Annotated in this window: 21 protein-coding genes; 11 read left to right on the forward strand and 10 right to left on the reverse strand. The window is 70.6% G+C overall.

Annotated elements, in window-relative coordinates:
- Positions 1-292: 292 nt before the first annotated feature.
- The 3 genes from NI17_RS23055 to NI17_RS23065 form a co-directional block, all read right to left on the reverse strand.
- The gene (locus NI17_RS23055) at positions 293-1,084 is read right to left on the reverse strand and encodes a poly(ethylene terephthalate) hydrolase family protein (protein WP_234401530.1); all 792 of its coding nucleotides are present in this window, start codon (positions 1,082-1,084) and stop codon (positions 293-295) included.
- A gap of 376 nt (positions 1,085-1,460) precedes the next feature.
- Positions 1,461-3,401 (reverse strand): VWA domain-containing protein, encoded by a 1,941-nt coding sequence (locus NI17_RS23060; protein ID WP_068687472.1) that lies wholly within the window; start codon positions 3,399-3,401, stop codon positions 1,461-1,463.
- Between the two features lie 18 nt (positions 3,402-3,419).
- Positions 3,420-4,832 carry a sigma 54-interacting transcriptional regulator gene (locus tag NI17_RS23065; RefSeq protein WP_068687473.1) on the reverse strand — a complete coding sequence of 471 codons (1,413 nt, stop codon included), beginning with the start codon at positions 4,830-4,832 and terminating at the stop codon, positions 3,420-3,422.
- Between the two features lie 220 nt (positions 4,833-5,052).
- Here NI17_RS23065 and NI17_RS23070 point away from each other — a divergent pair, with 220 nt between their 5' ends.
- Positions 5,053-6,213, forward strand: a complete 1,161-nt coding sequence (locus NI17_RS23070; RefSeq protein WP_068687474.1) for an FIST signal transduction protein — start codon at positions 5,053-5,055, stop codon at positions 6,211-6,213.
- Between the two features lie 581 nt (positions 6,214-6,794).
- Here the strand turns inward: NI17_RS23070 and NI17_RS23075 are convergent.
- The 3 genes from NI17_RS23075 to NI17_RS23085 form a co-directional block, all read right to left on the reverse strand.
- A complete protein-coding gene (locus NI17_RS23075) occupies positions 6,795-7,379 on the reverse strand; it encodes an RDD family protein (protein WP_234401531.1) in 585 nt (194 codons plus the stop codon).
- Between the two features lie 405 nt (positions 7,380-7,784).
- Complete coding sequence (greA, locus tag NI17_RS23080) at positions 7,785-8,288, reverse strand: transcription elongation factor GreA (protein WP_068687476.1); 504 nt, start codon at positions 8,286-8,288, stop codon at positions 7,785-7,787.
- A gap of 212 nt (positions 8,289-8,500) precedes the next feature.
- The gene (locus tag NI17_RS23085) at positions 8,501-8,935 is read right to left on the reverse strand and encodes a DUF4307 domain-containing protein (RefSeq protein ID WP_068687477.1); all 435 of its coding nucleotides are present in this window, start codon (positions 8,933-8,935) and stop codon (positions 8,501-8,503) included.
- A gap of 158 nt (positions 8,936-9,093) precedes the next feature.
- Between NI17_RS23085 and mca the strand changes: the two genes are divergently transcribed.
- The 4 genes from mca (at position 9,094) to NI17_RS23105 (ending at position 13,192) form a co-directional block, all read left to right on the forward strand.
- Positions 9,094-9,966: a mycothiol conjugate amidase Mca gene (gene mca / locus NI17_RS23090; protein ID WP_068687478.1), complete on the forward strand. Its 873-nt coding sequence runs from the start codon at positions 9,094-9,096 to the stop codon at positions 9,964-9,966.
- A 10-nt stretch (positions 9,967-9,976) separates the two neighbouring features.
- On the forward strand, positions 9,977-10,222 hold the full coding sequence (locus NI17_RS23095; protein ID WP_068687479.1) for a hypothetical protein: 246 nt from the start codon (positions 9,977-9,979) through the stop codon (positions 10,220-10,222).
- A gap of 109 nt (positions 10,223-10,331) precedes the next feature.
- Positions 10,332-12,335, forward strand: coding sequence for a thioredoxin domain-containing protein (locus tag NI17_RS23100; protein WP_068687480.1), 2,004 nt, complete (start codon positions 10,332-10,334; stop codon positions 12,333-12,335).
- Between the two features lie 212 nt (positions 12,336-12,547).
- Positions 12,548-13,192: a hypothetical protein gene (locus tag NI17_RS23105; protein ID WP_068687481.1), complete on the forward strand. Its 645-nt coding sequence runs from the start codon at positions 12,548-12,550 to the stop codon at positions 13,190-13,192.
- Positions 13,193-13,204: 12 nt separating this feature from the next.
- Here NI17_RS23105 and NI17_RS23110 read toward each other — a convergent pair whose 3' ends face one another.
- Positions 13,205-14,587, reverse strand: coding sequence for a serine/threonine-protein kinase (locus tag NI17_RS23110; RefSeq protein WP_068687482.1), 1,383 nt, complete (start codon positions 14,585-14,587; stop codon positions 13,205-13,207).
- A gap of 267 nt (positions 14,588-14,854) precedes the next feature.
- Here NI17_RS23110 and NI17_RS23115 point away from each other — a divergent pair, with 267 nt between their 5' ends.
- From NI17_RS23115 to NI17_RS23130, 4 genes are all read left to right on the forward strand, one after another.
- Positions 14,855-15,454, forward strand: coding sequence for an RNA polymerase sigma factor (locus NI17_RS23115; RefSeq protein ID WP_234401532.1), 600 nt, complete (start codon positions 14,855-14,857; stop codon positions 15,452-15,454).
- Positions 15,455-15,695: 241 nt separating this feature from the next.
- A complete protein-coding gene (locus NI17_RS23120; RefSeq protein ID WP_068687483.1) occupies positions 15,696-16,460 on the forward strand; it encodes an isoprenyl transferase in 765 nt (254 codons plus the stop codon).
- Positions 16,461-16,812: 352 nt separating this feature from the next.
- Positions 16,813-18,078, forward strand: coding sequence for an RNA 5'-3' helicase PhoH2 (locus NI17_RS23125; protein WP_068687908.1), 1,266 nt, complete (start codon positions 16,813-16,815; stop codon positions 18,076-18,078).
- Between the two features lie 371 nt (positions 18,079-18,449).
- Positions 18,450-19,070: an aggregation-promoting factor C-terminal-like domain-containing protein gene (locus tag NI17_RS23130; protein WP_068687484.1), complete on the forward strand. Its 621-nt coding sequence runs from the start codon at positions 18,450-18,452 to the stop codon at positions 19,068-19,070.
- A 74-nt stretch (positions 19,071-19,144) separates the two neighbouring features.
- On the opposite strand, the gene NI17_RS23135 is transcribed toward NI17_RS23130, so the two are convergent.
- Complete coding sequence (locus NI17_RS23135) at positions 19,145-20,533, reverse strand: class II fumarate hydratase (protein ID WP_068687485.1); 1,389 nt, start codon at positions 20,531-20,533, stop codon at positions 19,145-19,147.
- A 107-nt stretch (positions 20,534-20,640) separates the two neighbouring features.
- On the reverse strand, positions 20,641-21,234 hold the full coding sequence (locus tag NI17_RS23140; protein WP_068687909.1) for a DUF1707 SHOCT-like domain-containing protein: 594 nt from the start codon (positions 21,232-21,234) through the stop codon (positions 20,641-20,643).
- Between the two features lie 609 nt (positions 21,235-21,843).
- On the opposite strand from NI17_RS23140, the gene NI17_RS23145 reads away from it, so the two are divergent.
- Positions 21,844-22,803 carry an ABC transporter ATP-binding protein gene (locus tag NI17_RS23145; RefSeq protein ID WP_119267982.1) on the forward strand — a complete coding sequence of 320 codons (960 nt, stop codon included), beginning with the start codon at positions 21,844-21,846 and terminating at the stop codon, positions 22,801-22,803.
- Positions 22,800-23,621, forward strand: a complete 822-nt coding sequence (locus tag NI17_RS23150; protein ID WP_068687486.1) for an ABC transporter permease — start codon at positions 22,800-22,802, stop codon at positions 23,619-23,621. The genes NI17_RS23145 and NI17_RS23150 overlap by 4 nt, the downstream gene beginning before the upstream one ends.
- Positions 23,622-23,735: 114 nt before the next feature.
- Here NI17_RS23150 and NI17_RS23155 read toward each other — a convergent pair whose 3' ends face one another.
- On the reverse strand, positions 23,736-25,190 hold the full coding sequence (locus NI17_RS23155) for a DUF3352 domain-containing protein (protein WP_084012314.1): 1,455 nt from the start codon (positions 25,188-25,190) through the stop codon (positions 23,736-23,738).
- Positions 25,191-25,225 lie beyond the last annotated feature (35 nt).

The raw sequence follows: 25,225 nt of genomic DNA on the forward strand, positions 1-25,225 counted from the left end.
GACCGCAGCACCATCGCGTTCCCCGACTCCCCGGAAACGGCGCCGAAAAGCCGCACGGTCCCGGTGGCGGGCGGTGCGCCCGAACCGGTGTTCCAGGAGGCCGAGGGCGGCCACGAACCGGAACCGGACCTCCCAGACCGCGGCCCCGGAATTCCTCGCCCTTCACCGCGTCCGCTTCACCGAAAAAGGGAACAGGTTTCCGAGGAATTGCCGATATCTGCCAGGAACGGCGTGGCGGAGCCCTCCGGAAAGATCCGGAGGGCTCCGCGCCCGGAGGGGATCAGGGCTGCTTTCAGCCGAGGTTCCTCTGCTGGACGTCCCACTCGGTCGAGCAGAGGCCGCAGTCGGGGCCGACGAACTGCTGGCGTGCGTTCTGGTCACCCTTGAGCTGCCATTTCAGCCATTCGGTGCCCACCCGGCCGTACTCGCCGCCGTTGGGCTCGCCGAAGGTGCCGTAGTGGCCGACGTCCAGGTGGCCCATGAACGCGGGCAGGCCCGAGGGCAGGCGGCTCCAGTCGTCCAGGGCGTTGGCGTAGGCGATGTCGTCCGGTCCTCCGGTGAAGTAGGCGATGGGGGCGTGCAGTCGGGTGAGCAGGTGGTTGTCGCGGTCGCTGAGCAGGCCGCTGTTCCACAGCACGGTGGTGGTGATCCGGGGGTCGTCGGCCACCTCGTAGACCTCGATGCCGCCGCAGGACTGGCCCATGACCGCGATGCTGTCGGTGTCGAGCCTGCCCCGGTACGGGCTGAACCAGCGGTCGTTCTCGTTGATCGCCCAGTCGATGGCCTCGGTGAGCATCTCGGAGTCGGTGCGGCCGAAGCCGCCCGGGCGGCCGTTCGCGATGACCAGGAACCCGTGCGAGGCGAACTCGGTGAGGATGTTCTCGAACATCGTCCCGTCCGCCAGGCAGCCGCCGTTGCCCCAGGCGACGATCGGCAGTCGCTCGTCGGCGGGCAGGTCGGCGGGCCGGTAGATCGTGTGTCCGGGGAGCCGGAAGGTGGTCACGTACTCGGCCGGGTGGGGACCCGTTCCGCCCGTGGCCGCGACGGCCGTCCCCGTCGACAGGGGAAGGAGAAATGCGGCCATCAGCAGACCGGCAAACAGGCTCGATATTCGACGCGTCAGACGTCGGGATCTCATATCGCCACTCCTAGAAGATCAAAGCGGACGTTCGCGGTACTTTTTCGGGTCCGCTTTCCGCCAAATATTCGACAGCGGAATCCGGGAGTCAACACCGTTCCGAAGGGACCGGTGATTTCACCGATGGCCACCAGATGGTGAATACCGTTTCCAGCCGGCCGGGTGTATCGGCAGGTGAGGAGTGGCATCAGGAGGCGGGATGCGGTTTACCGGTTCGGAGTCAGCGCAAATCCGTTTTCCGCGCCGGTGAATTCCGGTCGCGGCCGCGTGGCCCCGTCGCCACGGCCACGACCGGCGGTGGCGAATGGCGGTGGAAGCGAGGTCACCGCCGGGAGCGCCGCGACAGCAGGTCCCTCACCACGTACGAACCCAGCCGGTCCGGGTCGGGACGCACGGTGCGGCCGCCGTTGCGGGCGACCAGGGCGGTGACGAACTCCTCCAGGCGGGGATCGTCGGCCAGCGAGAACACGGTGATGCGGGCGCCGCGACGGGTCATCCGGTCGACCTCCGCCAGCGTCAACTCGGTGGTGCGGCGCGCCGGAGGATACGAGAAGAGGGGAAAGCCGCCGTCCTCAAGGTGCGCGGTCGGCTCGCCGTCGGTGACCACCAGCACCACCGGCTCGAACCCCGGGTGCCGGTCCAGGTGCCGTCCGGCGAGCAGCAGCGCGTGGTGCAGGTTGGTGCCCTGCACCGGCTCCAGCGACAACTCCGCCAACTCCCGAGGCGCGAGCACGCGGGCGTGGTCGTTGAACCCGATGATCTCCACCGCGTCCTGCGGGAACCGGGTGGACACCAGCGCGTGCAGCGCCATCGCGGTCTGCTTCGCCGCCCCCCACAGGTCGCGCTGCACCATCGAGTACGACAGGTCCACCAGCAGGCACACCGCCGCCGCGTCGCGCCGCTCGGTCTCGGCGACCTCGAAGTCGTCGGCGCGCAACCGGAGCCGCCCGCCGTCGTCCGGGCCGCGCCGGGCCGCGTTGGCGAGCGTGCGCACCGCGTCCAGCGGCTGCTCGTCGCCGAACCGCCACGGCCGGGTGGTGCCGGTCAGCTCCCCGGCCGCGCCCACGTCCCGGGTCTCGTGGGAGCCCGCACGTCCGCCCGAGGCCGACAGCACGTCGCGCAGCGCCGTCTCGCCGAGCCTGCGCACCGCCTTCGGGGTCAGCTCCAACCGGTTGCGCGCCCCCGAGAGGTAGCCCTGGTCGCGCAGTTCCCGCTCCAGTTCGCGCAGCCGCTCCAACTCCTCGGCGGCCGACCGGCCCAGGGCGCGCCGCACCGCGTCGGCGTCGACGTCGTCCAGTCGGGCGCCCGCGTATCCCTGGCCCAGCGCCTCCTCCAGTTCGGCGAGGTCGGCGAGTTCCGCGACCGCCGCGGTGGCGTCGCCCATGCCCAGCCCCGCCGTGCCGTCCATGTCCACCCCGCCCGACCAGGCCAGGTCCGGGCGGCGGGCGCGCAGCCGTTCGCCGAGTCGCTGCATCGCGTCGGCCAGCCCCGCGTCCTCCATGGCCTGGCGGCTCAGCTCCAGCAGTTCGGCGCGCTGCTCCGGGGTGAGCGAGTCCAGCATGCGCTGCGTGGCCGCCGCCTGCCGCGCCAGCGAGTCGACGAGTTCGTCGAGGTCGCGCGGGTTGTCGGGGAAGAAGTCACCGAACTCGGCCATGAAGCGGTCGAAGTCCCCCTGGGTGTGTTCGCCGCGGTTGTCGGCGTCCAGCATCGCGTTGAGCGCGTCCAGCATCGCGCCCACCCGCCGCAGGTCCTCGGGCGTGCCCCGCGCCATGGCCTGCTTCATGCCCCGGAACTGGGCGTCCAGGACCTCGCGGCGCAGCAGGTCGCGCAACCGGTCGAAGGTCTCTCGGGCGTCCGGGGAGCGCCACCGGTAGTCGGAGAGTCGGCGGATCGCCGCGGCCGGGTCGGCGGGCAGGTCGTCGAGTTCGCTCTCCCGCAGCCGCGCGTCGTCACCCGGATCGGGGAACAGCGCCGCGCGCTCCTGGCCCACGGCCTGGTCCAGCAGCCGCCGCGCCTCCTCCAGCGTGCCGTCCAACCTGCCCCGGGAACGCAGCTCCCGTCCGCGCTCCCGGATGCGCCGCGCCAGGTCGTCCAGCCCGGTCAGGCCGCGTGTGCCGCGCCGCAGCAGGTCGCGCAGCGCCCGTGTGGGCGAGGCGCCCGCCATGACCGAACGCCCCAGGTCGTCCAGCGCGGAGCGCACGTCGTAGGGGGGACGCAGCGGGTCGGGACCGTCGTCGTAGCGTCCGTACCGGAAGCCGCCCATGTCACAGCCCCTCTCGACTCAGGTCCGGTAGCGCGCCCCGTCCGGCAGCGTGTCCTTGGACAGCCGCCGGTTCAGGTACAGGCCCTCCAGCGCGAACTCCACGGCCGCCGCCGCGTACCCCGGGGTGGCCGCCGGGTCGTCGTCGCCGTCCGGTGCGACCCGCTTGACCAGCTCCGCCAGGCCGGTGAACGGACCGACCCGCTTCAGCAGCTCCTCGGCGCCCACCAGTTCGCCCGACTCCACGGTCGCGCCGGAGGAGAAACGCTCGGTCAGCGGCCCCAGGTCCACCCCGCCCAGCACGCGGCGGAACGCGTCGTAGACGGCGCGGCGCAGCAGGTGCCCCAGCACGTCGGACTCGCGGCCCTCCTCGGACACGTCGAACTCGACCTTGCCGCGCAGTGTGGCCACCACCGACGGCAGGTCGCACACACGCGCCACCGCCCGCTGCTCGCCCGCCAGCGCGGCGCGGCGCTCCGCGGAGGCGGCGACCGTCTCCAGCGCCGCGATCGCGAACCGCGCCGACACGCCGGAGCGCTCGTCCACCGACGGCGACTCGCGCACCAGCCGGGTGAAGCGGGCCACGACCTCCACCAGGTGCGGCGGGACGCGCACTCCCGCGGACAGGTCGCTCTCCTGCTCGATCAGCGCGATCTCGTCGTCGAGCTCCGGCGGGTAGTGGGTGCGGATCTCCGCGCCGAACCGGTCCTTCAACGGCGTGACGATCCGGCCCCGGTTGGTGTAGTCCTCCGGGTTGGCGCTGGCCACGATCAGCATGTCCAGCGGCAGCCGCAACTGGTAGCCGCGGACCTGCACGTCGCGCTCCTCCAGCACGTTGAACAGCGCCACCTGGATGCGCGCGGCGAGGTCGGGCAGCTCGTTCAGGCAGAACACGCCCCGGTTGGAGCGCGGCACCAGCCCGTAGTGCACGGTCTCGGGATCGCCCAGGCTGCGCCCCTCGGCGAGTCTGACCGGGTCGACGTCGCCGATGAGGTCGCCGACGCCGGTGTCGGGTGTGGCGAGTTTCTCACCGTAGCGTTCGTCGCGGTGCCGCCACACGACGGGCAGGTCGTCGCCGTACTCGGCGGCCATGCGGCGCGCCTGCGGGGAGACCGGCGCGTAGGGGTGGTCGTTGAGCGCGCATCCCGCCACGGCCGGACTCCACTCGTCCAACAGGCCCGTGAGGGTGCGGATCAGCCGTGTCTTCCCCTGGCCACGTTCGCCCAGGAGCACCACGTCATGCCTGGCGAGTAGCGCCCGTTCGAGTTGCGGCAGTACGGTCTCGCCGAACCCGACGATGCCGGGGAAGCGTTCCTCACCGGATCGCATCCGCCGCAGGAGGTTCTCGCGGATCTCGTCCTTGACTGGTCGGTACTGGTGCCCCGAAGCGCGCAGCGCGCCCAGGGTGTGCGGAAGGTCGACGTGATCGGGCACACGGTCGAGTCTATTCACGGGGTGCCGGTCGTGGATGTCACGGGTGTGAAGATTCCGACCCTCTCTTCCGGGACCGTGACCCCGCCTTGGCCTCCGCCGGGCAGACGTCGGCGAATCCTCGGCGGAGATTGGGAATGTTCTGGTCCCACGGGGAACGGTCAACAGAGACAATGGCGGTGCCCGTGAGAACCCGCTCGCGGTGGACGGCGAGGAGGCGACAGTGGCCCGGTTCAGCGATGCTCTGGCTACCGGGGTCGACCTGGTGAGCGCGGCCGAGCGCGCCGCTCGGCAGGCGCTCGGTCAACTCGACGGCCCGGCCGACCTCGTCTGCGTGTTCGTCAGCGGTTTCGACCCGGAGGAGGTGACGCTCGCCGGGGAGCGCGTCATGGCCCTGGCCGAGGAGGCGACCACCATCGGGTGCAGCGCCGACGGCGTCATCGGCGGAGGGCGCGGAGCCGAGGGGCAGGGCGCGGTGAGCGTGTGGGCGGCGATGCTGCCCGGCGTCACCATGACCCCCTTCGAACTCGCCGCGGTCCCCGAGGGGGACCATCTCGCGGTGGTCGGCATGTTCCAGCCCACGCCCGCCGACCGGGCGGTGCTGCTGCTGGCCAACCCGTACGTCTTCCCCGCGCACTCGTTCGTGCGCCGCAGCGAGCCCGTCCTGGGCGGCCTGCCCATCGTGGGCGGACTGGCCGACGGCGCGTACGGCGGCGACAGCGTCCGGCTGTTCCTGCAGGGCGAGACCGTGCAGGCGGGAGCGGTGGGCCTGCTGATCGGCGGGGACGGGGTGCTCGGAACGGTGGTCAGCCAGGGCTGCCGCCCCATCGGACCGTCCATGGCCGTCACCAAGGCGGAGGACAACGTCCTGCTGGAACTGGCGGGCACGCCCGCCTACGAGAAACTCGAGGACATCGTCAGCACGATCTCCCCCGAGGAGCAGGACCTGGCCGCGGAGGGGCTGCACATCGGCATCGCCATCGACGAGTACGCCGATCGGCACGAGAGCGGCGACTTCCTGATCCGGGGGGTGCTCGAAGCCGACCCCGAGCAGGGGACGGTCACCATCGGGGACGTCGTCGAGGTCGGTCAGACGGTCCGGTTCCAGGTCCGCGACCACGACACCGCCGAAAACGACCTGCTGGAACGGCTGCGCCTGTTCGCCCGCGACACCGAGGGAACCGCCGAGGGCGCCCTGCTGTTCTCCTGCAACGGCCGGGGCAGCGCCATGTTCCCCTCGCCCGACCACGACGTGCGCTGCGTGCGGCAGGCCCTCGGGATCGACGCGGTCGGCGGGTTCTTCGCCGCGGGTGAGATCGGGCCGGTGGCCGGACGCAACCACCTGCACGGTTTCACCGCCTGCATGCTGGCCTTCAGGGGATGACGGCCCGCCCGGCGGACCGGACGCGAAACCGGCCCACCGGGATGGCGCGAGAGTGTCCCGGCCCTGACCGGGGGTGAATCGCGTTCGGTGCGAGCGGGATGGTCTTTGCGCCGATCGACCAGGGCCTGCTGGTCGAACAGCAGGGTGCGGCCGATCCCGGCGTCCCGGGCCGAACCAGGCCGACCAGGCGATCCGCCGAGCCCGCAAGGACATTCCCCGGCTCACCGGCCTCCCCGCGCAGGCAGCACAGCAGATCCTGAAGCAGTACCACCGGGCGTGGGTCAACCGCTGGGAAGACCGCGCCGAAGCGCCCCGGTTCAGGTCCCGTGCCCGCGCGAAGACGACCAACGACCGGCACATCGTGTTCGGCACCCACCGGGAGTGGGAACGCCGACACCGACGCCGCGAGGAACATCCACCTGGCTGCCCTCGAGGCAGCACGAGAACCCGCGCCGGGAAGCGGCGTGGCAGGACGCGGGGCCCTCCAGCCGTCAGGCGGGGCGGCGAAGCGTCAACCGAAGCGAAAGAAGGCCCGTGGTCGTCCTTGAGCACGAAGCCTCCGCGTTCACGCGGAGGAGACCTCACCGGGTGACCACGACAACCGTCCGCGACATCTTGTCGTGCAGCGCCTGGGAGTTCTCGTCGCCGAGCACGAACAGGCAGGCCACGAAGACGAGGACGTGCCCCAGGCACGGCAGCGAGTGCGGCAGTCCGAACGCCGCGCTGCGCAGGGCGCTCTGCCCCTGCGCCGGGGGCGCGCCGGTGACGCTGACCACCTTGAGCCCGGTCATCATCTTGCCGGGGGTGCGGCTGGCCGCGGCGACGAAGAACCAGTCGTACAGGAAGGCGGCCACTCCCCAGCCGAAGAGGAACAGCAGACCGAGCACGCCGTCGAACGCCCTGGAGGTCTCCTCCATCTCGGGGTAGGCCACGAAGAGGAACAGCAGGATGCCGAAGGTGAGCAGTGACACCAGGATGGTCAGGAGGACGTAGTCGATGACCCGCGCGCCCAGACGGTGCCCGAAACCGGCGAGGGGCAGCCCCAGCACGGGGTGGACGCGGACGCCGGGGGACGGCCGGGGCGGCGGGTAGCCTCCCGCCACCCCGGGGTAGGGGTGGGGGATCCCGTACGGCTGTTGCGGGTTGTGCCAAGGGGAAGTGCTCACCCGAGCATTATCACCGGCAGCGCCGACACGCGCGGCCGCTCGCAGGTCCCGCAGGTCGGCGTTGAACAGCACCTCCGGTCCCACGGCGCCGCCGAAGGTGAGCGCCCCGGGCCGTGGAGCAGCGGGTCCGCCACGAACACGTCGATCAGGAGCGCGACCACGCGCAGTCCCCACACCGTCCCCGGGGACGGCTGCGGGAGGTGCTGGTGGGGGGCGCGGTCCTGGGATTCCACGGTCGGCACGGGGAGAGCCGGAGACGACTGTGGTTCCGCGGTGGCGGCGCGACCACGGTCTCGGAGGATGTTGTCCGTTTCCGGCCCCCGTCCCGTCGGGCCTGACGACGTGGACCCCCGCAACGCGGAAGGGGTGGCTCTCGGCCACCCCTTCCGCGTTGCGTTTCCGGGGTTAGGCTCCGCCTCCGTAAGGTACGGCGTCGATGATCTCCACCGTCGCCTCCCGGCCGTTGGGGAGCTTGTAGGTGGCCTTGTCACCGGCCTTCTTGCCGTTGATGGCCTCGCCCAGCGGTGACTTGGGGGAGTAGACGTCGATCGGGGCTCCGCTCTCCTCGCGGGAGGCCAGGAGGAAGGTGATCTCCTCGTCGTCCCCTTCGAACTTGATCGTCACCGTCATTCCGGGGCTGACCACGCCCTCGCGGTGAGGGGCCTCACCGACGCGGGCGTTGTTCAGGATCGACTGCAGGTGTGCGATACGGGCCTCGATCTTCCCCTGCTCTTCCTTGGCGGCGTGGTAGCCGCCGTTCTCCCTCAGGTCGCCTTCTTCCCGAGCGGCTTCGATCCGATCGGCGATCTCGATGCGACCAGGCCCTGACAAGTACTCCAGCTCTTGGCTGAGCCGGTCGTACGCCTCCTGAGTGAGCCAGGTGACGTTGTCATCACGGGTCTCGGTCACGGGAACTCCCTCGATGGTTCTAGGGACCGCGCCCGGGGGCGCGGCAGATGAAATTACGAGATTAGCACCGAGCTCCCCGAACGGGATGACCATGGAAAACAGCATCTCGGCACGTGTGTCTCCGCTATGCGGGACGTGACATCACGCACCGAGGGCCATGATCCGCTCGGGGGGTCTCGACGCGGCTGCTCCCTCACGGGAGCGGTCGGGAACTACTGGTTGGCTGTTTCGCTTTTGAAAGCTTGTTCCCTGCAGGAGACGACTTGTACCGCCGAAGCTCGACGAACTGTGTTGATCGTCGCCTCCACGTCGCGGAGTCCGCCCTCGACGGTCACCTCGGTGTGCCCGATCTCGACGTGCTGGGCGTCGTAGGCGTTGATCAGACAGAGCGCTCCGTCGCGGCTGTTGGTCTGGAAGGAGATGCGGGCCTCGGTGTCGGAGACGATCTTCCAGGCGACCGTCTGGTGGTGGACCTGGCCCAGCGAGTTGCCGCCGTAGCTGAACAGGGCGATGCCCCAGCCGATCGTGAAGACGACGGCGGCGATGACGCCGAGTACGAAGAAGAACGGCTGGTTGCCCAGGCGTCGCCGCGTGCCCGAAACCGGCCGGGCGGCGGTGGGCGTGGTGTTTTCGGGCTGGGGCGGCATAAGGGAATCTCCGGGAGTGGGACCTACGTTGTCTAAGATATCCCTGCCTCCACAGGCTCACGCTCCGCCCGTGCTGTTTCGCGTCGGGTCAGTGCGGCCGCACGGACCGTGCGGAGCGGCGAACGCCGTCCGACCACGATCACCGAGGGGCTTCCCAATTGTCCGACCGCTTGCGGCTCATGGCCGTGCATGCCCACCCCGACGACGAGTCGAGCAAGGGCGCAGCCACCATGGCGCGCTACGTGAACGAAGGCGCGGAAGTGCTGGTCGTCACCCTCACCGGTGGTGAACGCGGCTCGATCCTCAACCCCGCCATGGACCGCCCCGAGGTCCTGGCCAACATCGGCGAGATCCGCCGCAAGGAGATGGAGGAGGCCCGCCGCATCCTCGGCGTCCGCCAGGAGTTCGCGGGTTTCATCGACTCCGGGCTGCCCGAGGGCGACCCCCCGCCGCCGCTGCCCGAGGGCTGCTTCGCCGTGCAGCCGCTGGAGGTCGCCTCCGAACCACTGGTGCGCATGGTCCGCGAGTTCCGTCCGCACGTCATGCTCACCTACGACGAGCAGGGCGGCTACCCGCACCCCGACCACATCATGTGCCACAAGGTGTCCGTCGAGGCCTTCGACGCCGCCGCCGACCCGACGCGCTACCCCGGCGCCGGAGAGCCGTGGCAGACGCTCAAGCTCTACTACCACGTGTCCTTCCCGCGCGAGCGCTTCGAGGCCATCGCCAAGATCCTCACCGACCGTGGTCTGGAGAACCCGTTCGCCGAGTGGATGGAGCGGATGGAGAAGCGCGACTACCCGCAGTGGGAGATCACCACGCGGGTGAGGTGCGACGACTACTTCGAGACCCGCGACCGCGCCCTCATCGCGCACGCCACCCAGATCGACCCCAACGGCTTCTGGTTCGCCGTCCCCAACGACGTCCAACGTGAGGCGTGGCCCACCGAGGACTTCCACCTGGCCCGTTCGATGGTCGACACCGAACTGCCCGAGGACGACCTCTTCGCGGGCATCCGCGACACGGTGTGAGAATGGAGTCATGAACCTTTCGGCGTTCCAGCTCGCAGACTCCGTGAACGACCTGGCGACCCCGGGCGTTCTCGGATTCGTCGTCATCGCGCTCATCGGCGGGGCGCTGTTCCTGCTCATGCGCTCCATGCGGCGGCACCTGGACACCGCGCGCTCCAACGACTTCGGCGCGGACACCGCCGAGACGTCCGTGTCCGGGGACTCCGCGAAGAGCGAGGACTCTCAGAAGAGTGGGGACGCCGAGCGGGCGGAGTGAGCCGCCCTCCCGGCCGTGCGCGGCCCCGTCCCGACAGGGGACGGGGCCGCGACCGATCTCGGGGGTCCCGGTGGTGTCCCGCGCCCCCGCAGTGGGCAGGGTAGGAGACATGCCCAACCGTCTCGCCCAAGCCACCAGCCCCTACCTGCTGCAGCACGCCGACAACCCGGTGGACTGGTACCCCTGGGGAGAGGAGGCGTTCGCCGAGGCACGACGGCGCGACGTGCCCGTCCTGCTGTCCGTCGGCTACGCCGCCTGCCACTGGTGCCATGTCATGGCGCACGAGTCGTTCGAGGACGAGCAGACCGCGCGCATCATGAACGCCAACTTCGTCAACATCAAGGTCGACCGCGAGGAACGGCCCGACGTGGACACGGTGTACATGGAGGCCACCCAGGCGATGACCGGGCAGGGCGGCTGGCCCATGACCGTCTTCGCCACGCCCGACGGCGCGCCCTTCTACTGCGGCACCTACTTTCCCCGGGAGCACTTCCAGCGGCTGCTGCTGGGCGTGTCCCAGGCGTGGCGCGCCGACCGCGTCGGAGTGATCGACCAGGGCAAACGCGTCGTCGACGCGCTGAGCGCACCCCGCTCCCTCCCCGGCGGCCCGCCGCCGGACGACGCGGCGCTCGCCAGGGCCGTCGAGCTGCTGGCGGCCGACTACGACCAGCTCAACGGCGGCTACGGCAGCGCACCCAAGTTCCCGCCGTCCATGGTCATGGAGTTCCTGCTGCGCCACCACGCCCGCGTCGGCGACGACGCCGGGGCCGACGCCGCGCGCATGGTCCGCCACACCGCCGAGGCGATGGCCCGAGGCGGCATGTACGACCAGCTCGGCGGGGGATTCGCACGCTACTCCGTGGACGCCGCCTGGGTGGTGCCGCACTTCGAGAAGATGCTGTACGACAACGCCCTGCTGCTGCGCTGCTACACCCACCTGTGGCGGCAGACCGGGGACGGCCTGGCCCGCCGGATCGCCCTGGAGACCGCCGACTGGATGGTCGCGGAGCTGCGCACCGACGAGGGCGGTTTCGCCAGCGCGCTGGACGCCGACAGCGAGGGCGAGGAGGGCCGCTACTACGTGTGGACCCGCCCGCAACTGCGGGAGGTCCTGGGCGAGGAGGACGGAGACTGGGCCGCCGACCTGTTCGCCGTCACCGAGGAGGGCACCTTCGAGCACGGCACGTCGGTGCTGCAGTTGCGCGCCGATCCCGACGACCCCCGGCGCTACGCCCGGGTCCGTGACAGCCTGCGCCGGGCGCGCGCCGAACGTGTCCGGCCCGCCCGCGACGACAAGGTGGTCACGGCGTGGAACGGGCTGGCGATCGCCGGTCTCGCGGAGGCCGGAGCCCTGCTGGACCGCCCCGACCTGGTGGATCGCGCCCGTGAGACGGCCCGGCTGCTGGTGGACCGCCACTACGCGGACGGGCGGTTGGTCCGCGCCTCGCGTGACGGGGTCGCGGGGCCGAGCGCGGGTGTGCTGGAGGACTACGCCGACCTCGCCGAAGGGCTGCTCGCCCTGCACGCCGTCACCGGCGAACCGGAGTGGGTGGGGATCTGCGGCGCCCTGCTGGAGACCGTGCTGACCCGCTTCTCCGACGGCTCGGGTGGGTTCTACGACACCGCCGACGACGCCGAGTCCCTGTTCAACCGGCCCCAGGACTTCACCGACAACGCCACCCCCTCGGGGTGGACCGCGGCCGCGGGCGCGCTGCTGAGCTACGCCGCGCTCACCGGTTCCAGCCGGCACCGCGACGCGGCCGAGGCCGCACTCGGAGTGGTCGCCAAGCTCGCGGAGAAGGCGCCCCGGTTCGCGGGGTGGGGACTGGCGGTGGCCGAGGCGTTCCTCGCGGGGCCGCTGGAGATCGCGGTGGTCGGACCGGTGGAGGACCCCGCGACCGGGGAACTCCACCGCACCGCGCTGCTGGCCACCGCTCCGGGGGCCGTGGTGACCAGGGGAGACGGTGTCGACGACGGCGGGATCGGACTGCTGCGGGACCGGTCGCCGGTCGGCGGGCACCCCGCGGCCTACGTGTGCCGCAACTTCACCTGTCGGCTGCCCGTCACCACAGTCGACTCCCTGACCGCCGAACTCGCCGGGGCCCGAACCTGAGGAGGGGAAGGGGGCGCCCTTCCGGAGCAAGCCCCCACGCAGGCTCCGAAAGGGCGCGATCACGGGTGCGCCGCGCGGATAACCTCTCGCCAGCGTGCTCCCTGTCTGATGAGATGCAGGAAACAGCCGAATGGTTTACGGGCGGATACCGTGAATTCCGTCCGTTCGCCACGCGGGTCCGCGGGGTTCGGCGGTGACGAGAGGAGGAGCGCGTGCGGACAGTCAGAGCTGCGGCGTTCCCGCTGGCCGCGGCGGTTCTTGCGGTTCCGGCGTGCGGGTTCGGCGCGCCCTCGCAGGTGCTGCCGGGACTGGCGCATCCGATGGCCTCGGCCGACTCGGGGTTCCACGTCACGGACGAGGACACCCTGCACGACTACAACGGGATCAACCTGGTGCTGCCCGCCGGTTGGCACGTCGACATCGCCGACAACTGTCTCTCCCCGCCCGGTGTCGTCCCCGGTCCGGGCGGCGGCTGTCCGGCCACGGCGCTGCGCATCCGTCCCGACGCGTCCGCGGACGGCATCATCGACTCCGGGGGCGCCGATCTGGAGGACCCGGACAGGTGGCGGCGCCCCTGGGCGTCCTGCCCCCAGGACCCCGGCGTGGGAGAGCAGATCCGGGCCGAGGACGCCGAGATCACCGAGCACGGCGAGTTCGTTCTGGTCAGCGGTGAGCAGGCGGAGTACAGCGAGTGGACGGTCACCTGCACGGGCGGCGGTTCCTTCCGCACCCGCGCCTGGTACGTCGCCGAGGTCGACCTCGAGTTCGACGTCCCCGTCATGCTCGACGACGCCGCGGACGGCTACGACGCGATCGTCCGCTCCACGGACCTGTCCCGCTACAAGCAGATCTCCTGACGGCGCCGCCGCTCACGACGTCAGCCGGGTGCCGTCCAGGATCTCCGCCACGACCAGGGGCTGGTGCTCGGACTGGCGGATCTCCAGGTACAGGGTCTGGTCGCGTTCGCGGTGGTGCAGGGCGGCGACGGTGAACACGCCCTCCGAGGAGCAGTCGGACCACTGCCACACCTCGCCGTTCCAGCGGGCGTTGACGTACCGCTGCCGTTGCGGTTCGCCCTCGCAGGGACCGGAGGAGATCAGCCGCGCCAGGTCCGGCTGCCGGGTGCCGGAGGCGAGCAGCCCGGCGAACAGCCCCGACACCTGCGCGTCGGGGTCGGACCAGGCGGCCACGTCGGTGGCGACCAGCAGTCCCGGTTCGTGGCCGCCGGGCATGCCCAGTTCCCGCGGCGACCATCCGCTGATCTGCATCTGGCGGGCCCACGGGATCGGGACGCGGACGTGCAGCTCGCCGCTGGAGTCGTAGACGTCCACCAGGGGCAGGCTCGGGGAGGCCGCGGCCGCCGTGGTCACCGACAGCACGGCGGCGGCCACCACGGTCGCCGCGCCCAGACGCGCCCAGGCGGTCCGGTGCCGCTGCCACCACGGCACCGCCGACTCCAGGTCGGGGGACATGCGGATCTCCCGGATGCGGTCGGTGAAGGTGGCCGCGTCGGGGGGACGGTCGGCGCGGTTCGGCGACAGCGCCGACATGATCAGTTCGTCGAGGGCGGAGGGCAGGCCCGGACGCAGCCGGCTCGGCGGTATCCGCACCGGCGGGCGCGGCGGGCGTCTGCCGGTCAGCAGTTCGTAGGCGACCGCGCCCAGTGAGTACACGTCGGCGCGCACGTCGATGTCGCCGCCGATGACGCTCTGCTCGGGGGACATGTACCCGGGGGTGCCCGCGGACGCGGTGAACCCGGACGCCTCGTCGATGCTCTTGGCGAATCCCAGGTCGGCCACGAGGACCCGTTCACCGACCGGGCTGGACTGCAGCAGCACGTTCGACGGTTTGATGTCGCGGTGGATGGTGCCGTGCCGGTGCAGCACCGTGACGCCCTGGCCGATCTCGGTGAGCAGGCGCAGCGCCTCGTCCATCGGCAGGGGGCCTTCGGAGGCCCGGTCGGCGACGCTGCCCCGGTCGGCGTAGGTCATCACGAAGTACGGGCGCTCGTCGGGCAGGGTACCGATGTCGTGGACGCGCACCAGCCACTCGGAGTCGGCCTGGCGCAGGATGCGCGCCTCCTCGACGAACCGCTGGTGGATGTCGAGGTTGTGCGCCCAGTTCTCGGCGAGCACCTTGATGGCGACCGGGGTGTCGAGCAGGTCGTCGTGTCCCAACCAGACGGTGGCGAACGAGCCCGACCCCAGCCGCCGTAGGACGCGATAACGCCCGAAACGCTCCGGTTGTGCCACAGATACTGCTTACCACGTTGCGGGTTTCCCGTGAAGCCGACGATGATCCCGGCAACGGAGGGCCGAGACCGCGGAGAACGACCCCGCCTGCCGGGACCGCGGTGGGAGTCCGCCGGAGGGGAACCCGGAACCGGGAGGAACCGTCTCACCCGGCAGGCAGATCTCCGTGAACAGGTTGGCCAACGATCCGTAAAAGTGTGTCAACCTTTTTGGGGAGGTATGCGTGTAACACCAGGACGAGAGCATCGTCAGTGGGGAGTGTCCGCCGTGACCCAAGCAGATCAGTCTTCCGGATCAATACGCCCTGCCTCCGCCCCGGGCGAGGAGGAGTCCCTCGAAACCCTGGCGCTGCGCGCCAGGGAAGGCGACCAGTCCGCGCTCGAAGAGCTCCTGCGCCGTATCCAGCCCGACGTCCTGCGCCGCTGCGCCCGGTTCCTGCCCTACCGGCAGGACGCCGAGGAGGCCTGCCAGGACGCCCTCATGCGGGTGGCCTCCAGCATCCACCGGTTCCGCGGCGACTCGATGTTCACGACCTGGCTCTACACGGTGGTCTCCAACTCCGCGCGGCAGACCTACCGGTCGTTGAAGCGGCGCTCCGCCGAGATGCCCACCGAGGCCGACCGCATGCCGCACCAGAGCGACCCGCGCACCACCAGTGTCATCGCGGGCTCGCGGATCGACCTGCTGGAGGCCCTCGACCAGTTGGAGCGCGACCGGCCCAACCTGGTGGCGCCGCTGGTGCTGCGGGACCTGTGCCAGATGGAGTACGGGGAGATCGCCGCCCAGCTCGACCTGGCGCTGGGCACCGTCAAGTCCCGGATCCACGAGGGCCGCAAGCGGGTGCGCAAGGCACTCGCCGTGAACTAGGCCCTGTTCCGAAAGCCTCCACCGAACAGACCCCGGCGCCCGCTCCGGAGGACCGGATGGTCCCGGACGTCATCCCCGGCCCGATTTCTTGACTACTGTTGGGGACTGACCGTCGGCTTCGAGCCCGTCGAACGATCATGCCCGCGGTGGCGTTCCCGGCCCGCCGACGCGCCGGGAACGCCCGCGGTGCAGCCGGTGCCGTCTCCGCGGCCTCGAACGGAGCAAGCGAGGTATTACCGTCATGGGGCTGTTGCGCATCCCTCTCTACCGGTTGTACGAGCGACGTCTCGAGCGTGCGCTCAGCACGGTCGAGATGCCCAGACACGTGGGGGTCATCCTCGACGGGAACCGCCGGTGGGCCAAGGTCAGCGGGCTGTCCAGCCCGAAGGAGGGACACCGGGCCGGAGCCGAGAAGATCTTCGAACTGCTCGGCTGGTGCGACGAGGTCGGTGTGCAGGTGGTCACCCTGTGGCTGCTGTCCACCGACAACCTCTCCCGGCCCGCGGAGGAGCTGGAGCCGCTGCTGGCCATCATCGAGCAGACCGTCCAGCGGCTCCGGGACGAGGGGCGGCGGGTCAACCCCATGGGTGCCCTCGACCTGCTGCCCGACTCCACGGCCCGGATCATGAAGGAGGCGGGAGCCGTCACGGCGAACAACCCGGGACTGATCGTGAACGTGGCCGTGGGCTACGGGGGGCGGCGGGAGATCGCCGACGCGGTCCGTTCGCTGCTGCTGGCCGAGGCCGCCAAGGGCACCACACTGGAGGAGCTGGCCGAACAGCTCGACATGGACCACATCGCCGAGCACCTCTACACCCGTGGCCAGCCCGACCCCGACCTGTTGATCCGGACGTCGGGGGAGCAGCGCCTGTCCGGTTTCCTGCTGTGGCAGAGCGCCCACTCGGAGTTCTACTTCTGCGAGGTCTTCTGGCCCGCCTTCCGCAAGGTCGACTTCCTGCGCGCGCTGCGCTCCTACAGCGTCCGCCAGCGACGTTTCGGCTCCTGACAGCGCCGTTTCCGGTCACGGACGGGAGACGAAAATAACGGACAGTTCACGAACAGGTTGAACAAAGGCCTTGCTCTTTCAGATGAGCGGGGTACCTTCGATAGCAGGTGGCGGGGTGCGTATCCCTGCCGCTCGGGAGGCCCCGACTCATTGATGCTCCTGGCGACACAGGAAACCATCACGACGGGGGCCGGTCCCGGCCCTCGCGGGGCTGGTCCCGGTCCTTGGATTCCCGTGAGTCTAGGGCGCTTCGCCGCGCCCAGGGGGAGAACGAGTGGCTAGTTCCTCGACCGTCCGCCGTGACCCTGCCCGCCTCAGCTCCACCGCCGAGGAGAGCGCCCGGCGCACCTACGTGCTCGACACCAGTGTCCTTCTCGCGGACCCGATGTCGATCACCCGCTTCGCCGAACACGAGGTGGTTCTGCCGATCGTCGTCATCACCGAACTCGAAAGCAAGCGGCACCACCCGGAGTTGGGCTATTTCGCCCGAGAGGCGCTGCGTAAGCTCGACGACCTGCGGGTCGCCTTCGGCGCTCTCGACTCCCCGGTGGCGGTCAACGACCAGGGTGGCACGCTGCGGGTGGAACTCAACCACAGCGACCCCGAGATCCTTCCGGCCGGGTTCCGGCTGGGGGACAACGACACCCGGATTCTGACCGTGGCGCGCAACCTCGCCGCCGAGGGCGACGACGTGGTGCTGGTCAGCAAGGACCTGCCGCTGCGGATCAAGGCGTCGTCGGTGGGGCTGGCCGCGGACGAGTACCGGGCCGAACTCGCCATCGAGCACGGCTGGACCGGTATGGCGGAGCTCGAGGTCCCGGCGCACCGGATCGAGGAGCTCTTCGCCGACGGCACCGCCGAGATCGACGAGGCGCGGGACCTGCCCTGCCACACGGGTCTGGTACTGCTCTCCGAGCGCGGCAAGGCCCTGGGGCGGGTGCTTCCCGACAAGTCGGTCAAGGTGGTGCGCGGCGACCGCGAGGTGTTCGGACTGCACGGCCGCAGCGCCGAGCAGCGCATCGCCCTGGACCTGCTCACCGACCCCGACGTCGGCATCGTCTCGCTGGGCGGCCGGGCGGGCACCGGCAAGTCCGCGCTGGCGCTGTGCGCCGGTCTGGACGCGGTGCTGGAACGGCGCCAGCACCGCAAGGTCGTGGTGTTCCGGCCGCTGTACGCGGTCGGCGGCCAGGACCTGGGATACCTGCCGGGGACCGAGTACGAGAAGATGACGCCCTGGTCGCAGGCGGTGCACGACACCCTCTCGGCGCTGACCACCCAGGACGTCATCGACGAGGTGGTGGACCGCGGCATGCTGGAGGTGCTGCCGCTCACCCACATCCGGGGCCGTTCCCTGCACGACTCCTTCGTGATCGTGGACGAGGCCCAGTCGCTGGAGCGCGGCGTGCTGCTGACCGTGCTGTCGCGGCTCGGCGAGAACTCCCGGGTGGTCCTCACCCACGACGTCGCGCAGCGCGACAACCTCCGGGTGGGCCGCTACGACGGTGTGGTCGCCGTGATCGAGAAGCTCAAGGGGCATCCGCTGTTCTCGCACATCACGCTGACCCGTTCGGAGCGCTCTCCGATCGCCGCGCTGGTCACCGAGATGCTCGAGGGCTGACCGGGACCCGCGTCGCAACGCCCGGCCGGGATGTCCGGCCGGGCGTTCGCCGTGTCGGGACGCGAATCCCACCGGTGGAGTTGTCGGAAAACGGGCAGACGGAATGTGACTTATGTCACCCCCGGTTCAGGTGTCACGGCCCGGAGATCATGCGGCAAGGTTGATCCTGTTCCCTTACCGCCCCGAGAGCGCGCGTCCCGCATGTGTATGCGGTGACCCCCAGCACGCCGCGCGCGGTGATCTTCGGCGACACGGCGGCCGGTGGTGCACGCCAATCCGCCCGTCGCGGCCACCCCTCACCCGTGGAAGATCCGGGGCATGTTCGAGCGCGTGCGAGACCACCGGGCATGCGACCGTCGAAAGGCCGATCCTTGCTGAAGAACCGGATTTCGCTGCGACTCGCCACCGCGGCGGGGACAGCGGCGCTCACCGTCGCGAGTGCGGCGTTCGGCTTCTCCGCCTTCGCCGACACCGGCGCCCAGACGGACCAGACCGCCTCGGCCGCCATCCTGCCCAACGAGGCGGACACCGACTCCTTCTTCCCCGAGACCGAGGAAGGAATCCCTGCGGGGCAGCTCGAACAGGCCGGAAGCCAGCGCGACCAGGCGGTGAACCAGGCCGTGGCCACGGCCGACGGCACCCTGGAGGAGGAGAAGGAGGAAGAGGAGGAACCGCAGCAGTCCATCCCCAGCGGCGACCCCAGGGGCATCGCCCAGGCCATGCTCGCCGACTACGGGTGGAGCAGCGACCAGTTCGGCTGCCTCGACTCCCTGTGGGAGAAGGAGAGCAACTGGAACCACCTGGCGCAGAACCCCAGCTCCGGCGCGTACGGCATCCCGCAGGCGCTGCCCGGGAGCAAGATGGCCAGCGCCGGGGACGACTGGCAGACCAACCCCGCCACCCAGATCAAGTGGGGTCTGGGCTACATCCAGGGCCGCTACGGCAGCCCGTGCGCGGCCTGGGAGCACTCGCAGAGCGTCGGCTGGTACTGATCACCGCACCGCGACACGGACAACGCGGCGGCGGCCCCGAGGGCGGGGCCGCCGCCGCGCCGCCTTCACCCGGACTACTGCGAGTTGGTCATCGACAGCACGTCGAGTGCCTCGTCCAACTGGGCCTCGGTCAGCCTGCCGTCGGCGACGTACCCGCGCTCGATGACCACCTGCCGGATCGTCTTGCGCTCCGCCAGCGACTGCTTGGCGACCTTGGCGGCCTCCTCGTAGCCGATGTAGCGGTTGAGCGGGGTGACGATCGACGGCGACGACTCCGCGTACTCGCGGCACCGCTCCTCGTTGGCCGTGATCCCGGACACACACCGGTCGGCGAACACCCGGGAGACGTTCGCCAGCAGCCGGATCGACTCCAGCACGTTGCGGGCGATCAGCGGAAGCTGCACGTTCAGCTCGAAGTTACCGGTCGAACCACCGAACGCCACCGCCGCGTCGTTGCCCACCACCTGCGAGGACACCTGCAGCATCGCCTCGCACAGCACCGGGTTGACCTTGCCCGGCATGATCGAGGACCCCGGCTGAAGGTCCGGCAGGAAGACCTCGGTCAGCCCCGTGCGCGGACCCGACCCCATCCACCGGATGTCGTTGGCGATCTTGCAGAAGCTCACCGCGATCGTGCGCAGCTGGCCGGACAGCTCCACCAGACCGTCGCGTGCCCCCTGCGCCTCGAAGTGGTCGCGCGCCTCGGTCAGCGGCAGCCCCGTGGTCCGCGCGATCTCCGCGATCACCTTCGCCGAGAAGCCCTCGGGCGTGTTGATGCCGGTGCCCACGGCCGTGCCGCCCAGCGGCAGCTCCGCCACGCGGGGCAGTGCGGCCTCCAGCCGCTCGACGCCGTAGCGCACCTGCGCGGCGTAACCGCCGAACTCCTGCCCCAGGGTGACCGGGGTGGCGTCCATCAGGTGGGTGCGGCCGCTCTTGACCACCGTGGCGAACTCCGACGCCTTCGCCGACAGCGCCGCCTCCAGGTGCCTCAGCGCCGGAATCAGGTCGTTGACCAGCGCGGAGGTCGCCGCGATGTGGATCGAGGACGGAAAGACGTCGTTGGACGACTGCGACGCGTTGACGTGGTCGTTGGGGTGGACCGGCTCACCCAGGCGCTCGGTGGCCAGCGTCGCGACGACCTCGTTGGTGTTCATGTTGCTGGACGTGCCCGAACCGGTCTGGAACACGTCCACCGGGAAGTGGTCGTTCCACCGCCCCGCGGCGACCTCCAGGGCGGCCTCGCGGATCGCCTCGGCCATGTCGGCCTTGATCACGCCCAGTTCGGCGTTGACCGTGGCGGCGGCGGCCTTGATGTGGCCCAGCGCGGCGATGTGCGCCCCCTCCAGGCCCTGCCCCGAGATGGGGAAGTTCTCGACCGCGCGCTGGGTCTGCGCCCGCCACTTGGCGTCGACGGGAACCTTGACCTCGCCCATCGAGTCGTGCTCGACGCGGAATTCAGTCATCGTGAAAGACACCTCCAGGACAATCCTCAGACCAAAGACTGCCAGATCCGCACGTGAGCCCCCTGCCCAGCCCTCCCGCAGCACGGGCGGGGCGCCGCCGCACCCCGCTATTCCAGCTCACGCGGTCGGCGGCGGCCGCGCCCCAGCCACCTGCGGCCCCTGGGCGCGCTGACCCGCAGCGAACCGAACAGCGAGAACCCGTCGACCTCCAGAACCGGGGCGTCACGCAGCGGGGAGGGGCGGACGGAGGCGGTCCGCCTGCCGAGGAAGGACCAGCCGCGCACCCGGACCTCCAACCCCTCGGGCACCCGGATGACGATCCGCCCGAAAACGGTGGAGGCGGTCATCTCCACCCGGTCCCGTGTCAGGAGCGCGTCGCGCAGGTCCACCTCGGCGGTGCCGAAGAGCGAGAGCACGAGCTGGCGCGCGGGCACCACCCAGCGTCCGGTGCGCCGGTCGTTGCCGAACAGCGCGGAGACGGGCGTGACGTCCAACCGCAGCGGCTGGGCGTCGGGCGGCAGCAGGTCGGCGGTGATGCCCACGAGGTCGCCGAGCCTGCGCGCCGCGTGGACACGGTCGCTGCGCTCCTGGAACTCCTCCAGGTCCAGACGGCCGTCCTCGACCGCCTCGCGCAGCACCGCCAGCACACGTTCCCGGTCGGCGTCGGAGGCGCGCAGCCGCTCCGGGGGAGGTCCCTCAATCACCTAATACCCTCCGAGGAAGCCCCGGCCTTCAGGCCGGGGAGGAATCGGAACCCTGCGGAGCAGGGCAGGGAAGGACGAGTCGCCCCGAGGGCGATCCGTTGTCTCCGTCCACGGTGGCGAGGAACCCCCCAAGCAGGTGGACGGTCTCGGAGTCGAGAGACCCACCGAAGTTCCCCGCGAGGACGACGACGGCATGCCGAGCGGCCGGCGCCACCAGGACGGTCCTGACCGAAATGGGCCGCGAGCACGGGCGGAACATCCACCTCGTGCATCCCGCGCACACCACCATGGACCGCGCACGGTGCGGAGCGAGAGCCAAGCACGCACTCCCCCTTTCAGAACGTACCTACACCTGCGCGCGTGCGCAGCCGCGTCCCCCAGGGACAAGAACTCCGCGCACGTGATGCTGGTCCGGGCTGGTCTCATCCCGGCTGGTGCTGAAGGCCTGAGACCCCTGGGGACGCTGTCCCCCGGGGGCAGCCTGAGCCGGGAATCCCCTCCCTTCAGGGATGGGAGGATGCCAAACCGTCAACGGTACTTCCCGACACCACCACGGCCGCGGAAAAACATTAGGAGCGCCGGAGAACGCCGAACTACGGTAGGTCCATGACTCCGTCGCCACAGCCCGACCAGTCCACCCTCAACCCGTGGGAACCCGCTCCGCGGCCGGCGATCTCCCTGCGCGGAGTCGTCAAGCGCTTCGGCGACATCACCGCGGTGGACGGCCTCGACCTCGACATTCCCGAAGGCACCGTCCTGGGGCTGCTCGGACCGAACGGCGCGGGCAAGTCCACCACGATGCGCATGCTCACCGCGCAGAGCCGCGCCGACGCCGGCGAGATCAGCATCCTGGGCCACCCCGTCCCCAAGGAGTCGAAGTGGGCGCGCTCCCTCATGGGAGTGGTGCCCCAGCACGACAACCTCGACGAGGAACTCACCGTCGAGGAGAACCTGCGCAGCTTCACCTACCTGTACCGGGTGCCGCGCCGGGAGCGCGCCGCCGCGGTGGAACGGGCGCTGCGGATCGCCCATCTGGAGCACCGGCGCGACGCGTTCACCGAGAAACTGTCCGGAGGCATGCGCCGCCGCCTGCTCATCGCCCGCGGTCTGGTGCACCGGCCCCGCGTGGTGCTGCTCGACGAGCCGACGGTCGGTCTGGACCCCCAGGTCCGCCAGGAACTGTGGGGACTGATCACCGCGCTGCGCGACGAGGGAGTCACGGTCCTGATGTCCACCCACTACATCGAGGAGGCCGAACGGCTCTCCGACGAGGTCGCGCTCATGGCCGGGGGGAGGATCGTCAGACGCGGCGTCCCCGCCGACCTGATCACCGAGTACGCGGGGAAGACGGTCGAGGAGTACGCGGTGGGGCTCGACGGCGTCGAGGAGCTGGAGAACGTCGTGCACGCCGCCGGATTCACCACCCGCCGCACCGGATCGGCGCTGTCGGTGCTGCGCGCCGAGGACCTGCCCGACTCGCTGCGCGACCGGCTCGGCAGCGGCATGCGCCGCGCCAGCAACCTGGAGGACGTGTTCGTGACACTGACGGGGGAGAAAGTCGAATGACGGAGACCGAGGACACGACGGTGCAGCGCACCGCCGACCCGCGCACCCGGCCGGGGGGCTTCGAGTTCACCCCGATCGCCGGGGTGCTGGCCCGGGAGTGGGCGCTGTACCGGCGCACCTGGGCGCCCATCACCTTCTCCGCGATCGTCGAGCCGGTGCTGTACCTGCTCGCCTTCGGCATGGGGATGGGCGCGCTCGTCGGCAGCATCGGCGGCTACGACTACATCGAGTTCCTCGGCACCGGCATCGTGGCGATGGCGGTGCTGTTCTCGTCCATGTTCCCGGGGCTGATCAACACGTTCGTACGCCGCCGGTTCCAGCACTCCTACGAGGGGGTGCTGGCTGCACCGGTCGACGTGCGCGAACTGGTCACCGGCGAGGCGCTGTGGATCGCGTTGAAGGCGGGCGTCTACGGCTGCGCCCCGCTGCTGGTGGCGATCGGGTTCGGACTGGAACCCACCTGGGCGATGCTGCTCGTCCCGTTCGTCGGCGTGCTCACCGGATTCGGGTTCGCGCTGCTCGGCATCCTGCTGTCGGCGGTCATCCCGTCCATCCGCATGGTGGACTACGTCATCTCCGGACTCATCACCCCGCTGTTCCTGGTCGCCGGGACGTTCTTCCCGATCGACCAGCTACCGGAGTGGGCGCAGGCGGCGGCCCTGGTCAACCCGCTCTACCACTGCGTGCAACTCGTCCGCGGCACCGCCTTCGGCATCGGCGTCCTGCCCGCCCTGGGACACCTCGCGGTGATCGCCGTGTTCGCCGCGGCCGTGTGGGGCCTGGCGGTCTACCGCATGCACCGCCGCCTCATCGACTGACCCGTACCGGAAGATACAGCGGAGCCCCGGAGCCCGGAAGCGCGACGTCGCCCTGACGTGCCGCGTCCGGACCCGGGGCTCCTTTCCGTGTCCGCCCGGGCGGACACGGGCGGCCTACGCGGGGCTGGGCACCCAGCGCAGGACGGCCGACACCGAACCGGCCTCGTGGAACCGCAGGGCGCCGCCCAGGCCGCCCCACTGCTCGGGGTAGGCGTCCTCCTCCATCTCGGCCACGGCCCGCAGGTCCATGTAGAGCGCCAGGTGCGACTCCTCCAGGCCGGTCATCGTCTGCCGGAACACCGGGTCGTCACCGAGCCGTCCCGTTCCGGCGGTCCCCATGGAGACCACCGTGGTGTCGCCGTCGGCGGTGACCGTGGGGGTGGGGCCGTAGGAGTAGCCCGACGGAGCCATGAGATCGCTCCACAGTTGGTTGTCCGCACCGGTCAGACGCAGGTCGAAGGACACGTCGCCGGAGCCGAAGAAGTCGGAGCTCTCCAGGTCGGTGATGCCCATGGCGGTCTTGGTGCCCAGGATCTTGTGGAAGTCTGCGGGCAGCCGGATTCCCAGCTCCCGCAGCAGCGCGTCGGTGTCCTCGTAGTCGGGGACGGACTCGATGCTCTCGCGGTTGGCCTCCCAGACCGCCTGGGCCACGCCGTCCAGTCCGTCGCCGCCGAAGGCGACGACGGAGTTGTCCGGCAGGTCGTGCAGCGCGGTGATGCCGCCCGGGGGAACGGAGTCGGCGAACAGGACGGTGCCGTCGACACCCGCGTTGAAGACCTTGGTCTCGAACTCCAGGTACTCGCTCTCCACCCGCACGACCGCGGCGAACCGGCCGGTGACCTCGCCGATCTCGGAGAGGTCCTCGAGGCCGACCTCCGACGCGGCCGTCTCGCTCCGCGCCAGCGCGCCGTAGTCGGTCCACAGCGCGGCGACACCGTCACCGATGTCGGCGATGTCGGCGGAGAAGGTCTCGTCGTCCTCCAGCGTGCCGTGCTGCTCGACCTGGGTGTGCAGGTCGTTGAGCGCGGTCTGGGAGTCGCTGAGCAGCGCGAAGTCGTCGGAGACCTCGAAGAAGAGGGTGTCGTCCTCGGCCTGGATACGGGTCAGCGTCTCCTCGGCGAGGTCCTCGTCCTCCACGGCGACGGCGGCGGCGAACAGGAGCTCCTGCCCGGCGCCCTCCCACACGGCGACCCCGAAGCGCTGACCCAGCCAGGGCTCGACCTCCGACGCGTAGTCGAGGTTGAGGTCCGGGTACATCTCCTCGAACAGTTCCTGGCCGAAGTCGTCCTCGGCGCTGCCGAGGTCGTCCTTGACGGTCTCGGGAAGCCGTTCGTAGAACTGGGCGTAGGACGCCCACTGGCCGCCGGTGGGTTTGAGGTCCACCTTGGCGAACGCCAGGGAGGAGCCGGGCAGCACCGACTCGGGCTGCGGTCCGCCGAACAGGTTGCTCACCAGTGCCGTCGACGCCCACACACCGCCGCCGACCAGGGCGATCGCCACGACGATGGAGACGGGGATCAGCCAGACCGGTTTCCTGCCGGGCGGCGGCCCGGGTGGCCCGCCGTACATCGGCTGTCCCGGCGGCGGTTGTCCGGGACCGCCCG

Source organism: Thermobifida halotolerans, assembly GCF_003574835.2.
Taxonomy (GTDB): Bacteria; Actinomycetota; Actinomycetes; order Streptosporangiales; family Streptosporangiaceae; genus Thermobifida; species Thermobifida halotolerans.

Coding starts and splice junctions, on each gene's coding strand:
- NI17_RS23055 (WP_234401530.1), bottom strand. CDS start 1,084: ATGGCCGCATTTCTCCTTCCCCTGTCGACGGGGACGGCCGTCGCGGCC.
- NI17_RS23060 (WP_068687472.1), bottom strand. CDS start 3,401: ATGGGCGGCTTCCGGTACGGACGCTACGACGACGGTCCCGACCCGCTG.
- NI17_RS23085 (WP_068687477.1), bottom strand. CDS start 8,935: ATGCCGCCCCAGCCCGAAAACACCACGCCCACCGCCGCCCGGCCGGTT.
- NI17_RS23095 (WP_068687479.1), top strand. CDS start 9,977: ATGAACCTTTCGGCGTTCCAGCTCGCAGACTCCGTGAACGACCTGGCG.
- NI17_RS23100 (WP_068687480.1), top strand. CDS start 10,332: ATGCCCAACCGTCTCGCCCAAGCCACCAGCCCCTACCTGCTGCAGCAC.
- NI17_RS23120 (WP_068687483.1), top strand. CDS start 15,696: ATGGGGCTGTTGCGCATCCCTCTCTACCGGTTGTACGAGCGACGTCTC.
- NI17_RS23135 (WP_068687485.1), bottom strand. CDS start 20,533: ATGACTGAATTCCGCGTCGAGCACGACTCGATGGGCGAGGTCAAGGTT.
- NI17_RS23145 (WP_119267982.1), top strand. CDS start 21,844: ATGACTCCGTCGCCACAGCCCGACCAGTCCACCCTCAACCCGTGGGAA.
- NI17_RS23150 (WP_068687486.1), top strand. CDS start 22,800: ATGACGGAGACCGAGGACACGACGGTGCAGCGCACCGCCGACCCGCGC.
- NI17_RS23155 (WP_084012314.1), bottom strand. CDS start 25,190: ATGTACGGCGGGCCACCCGGGCCGCCGCCCGGCAGGAAACCGGTCTGG.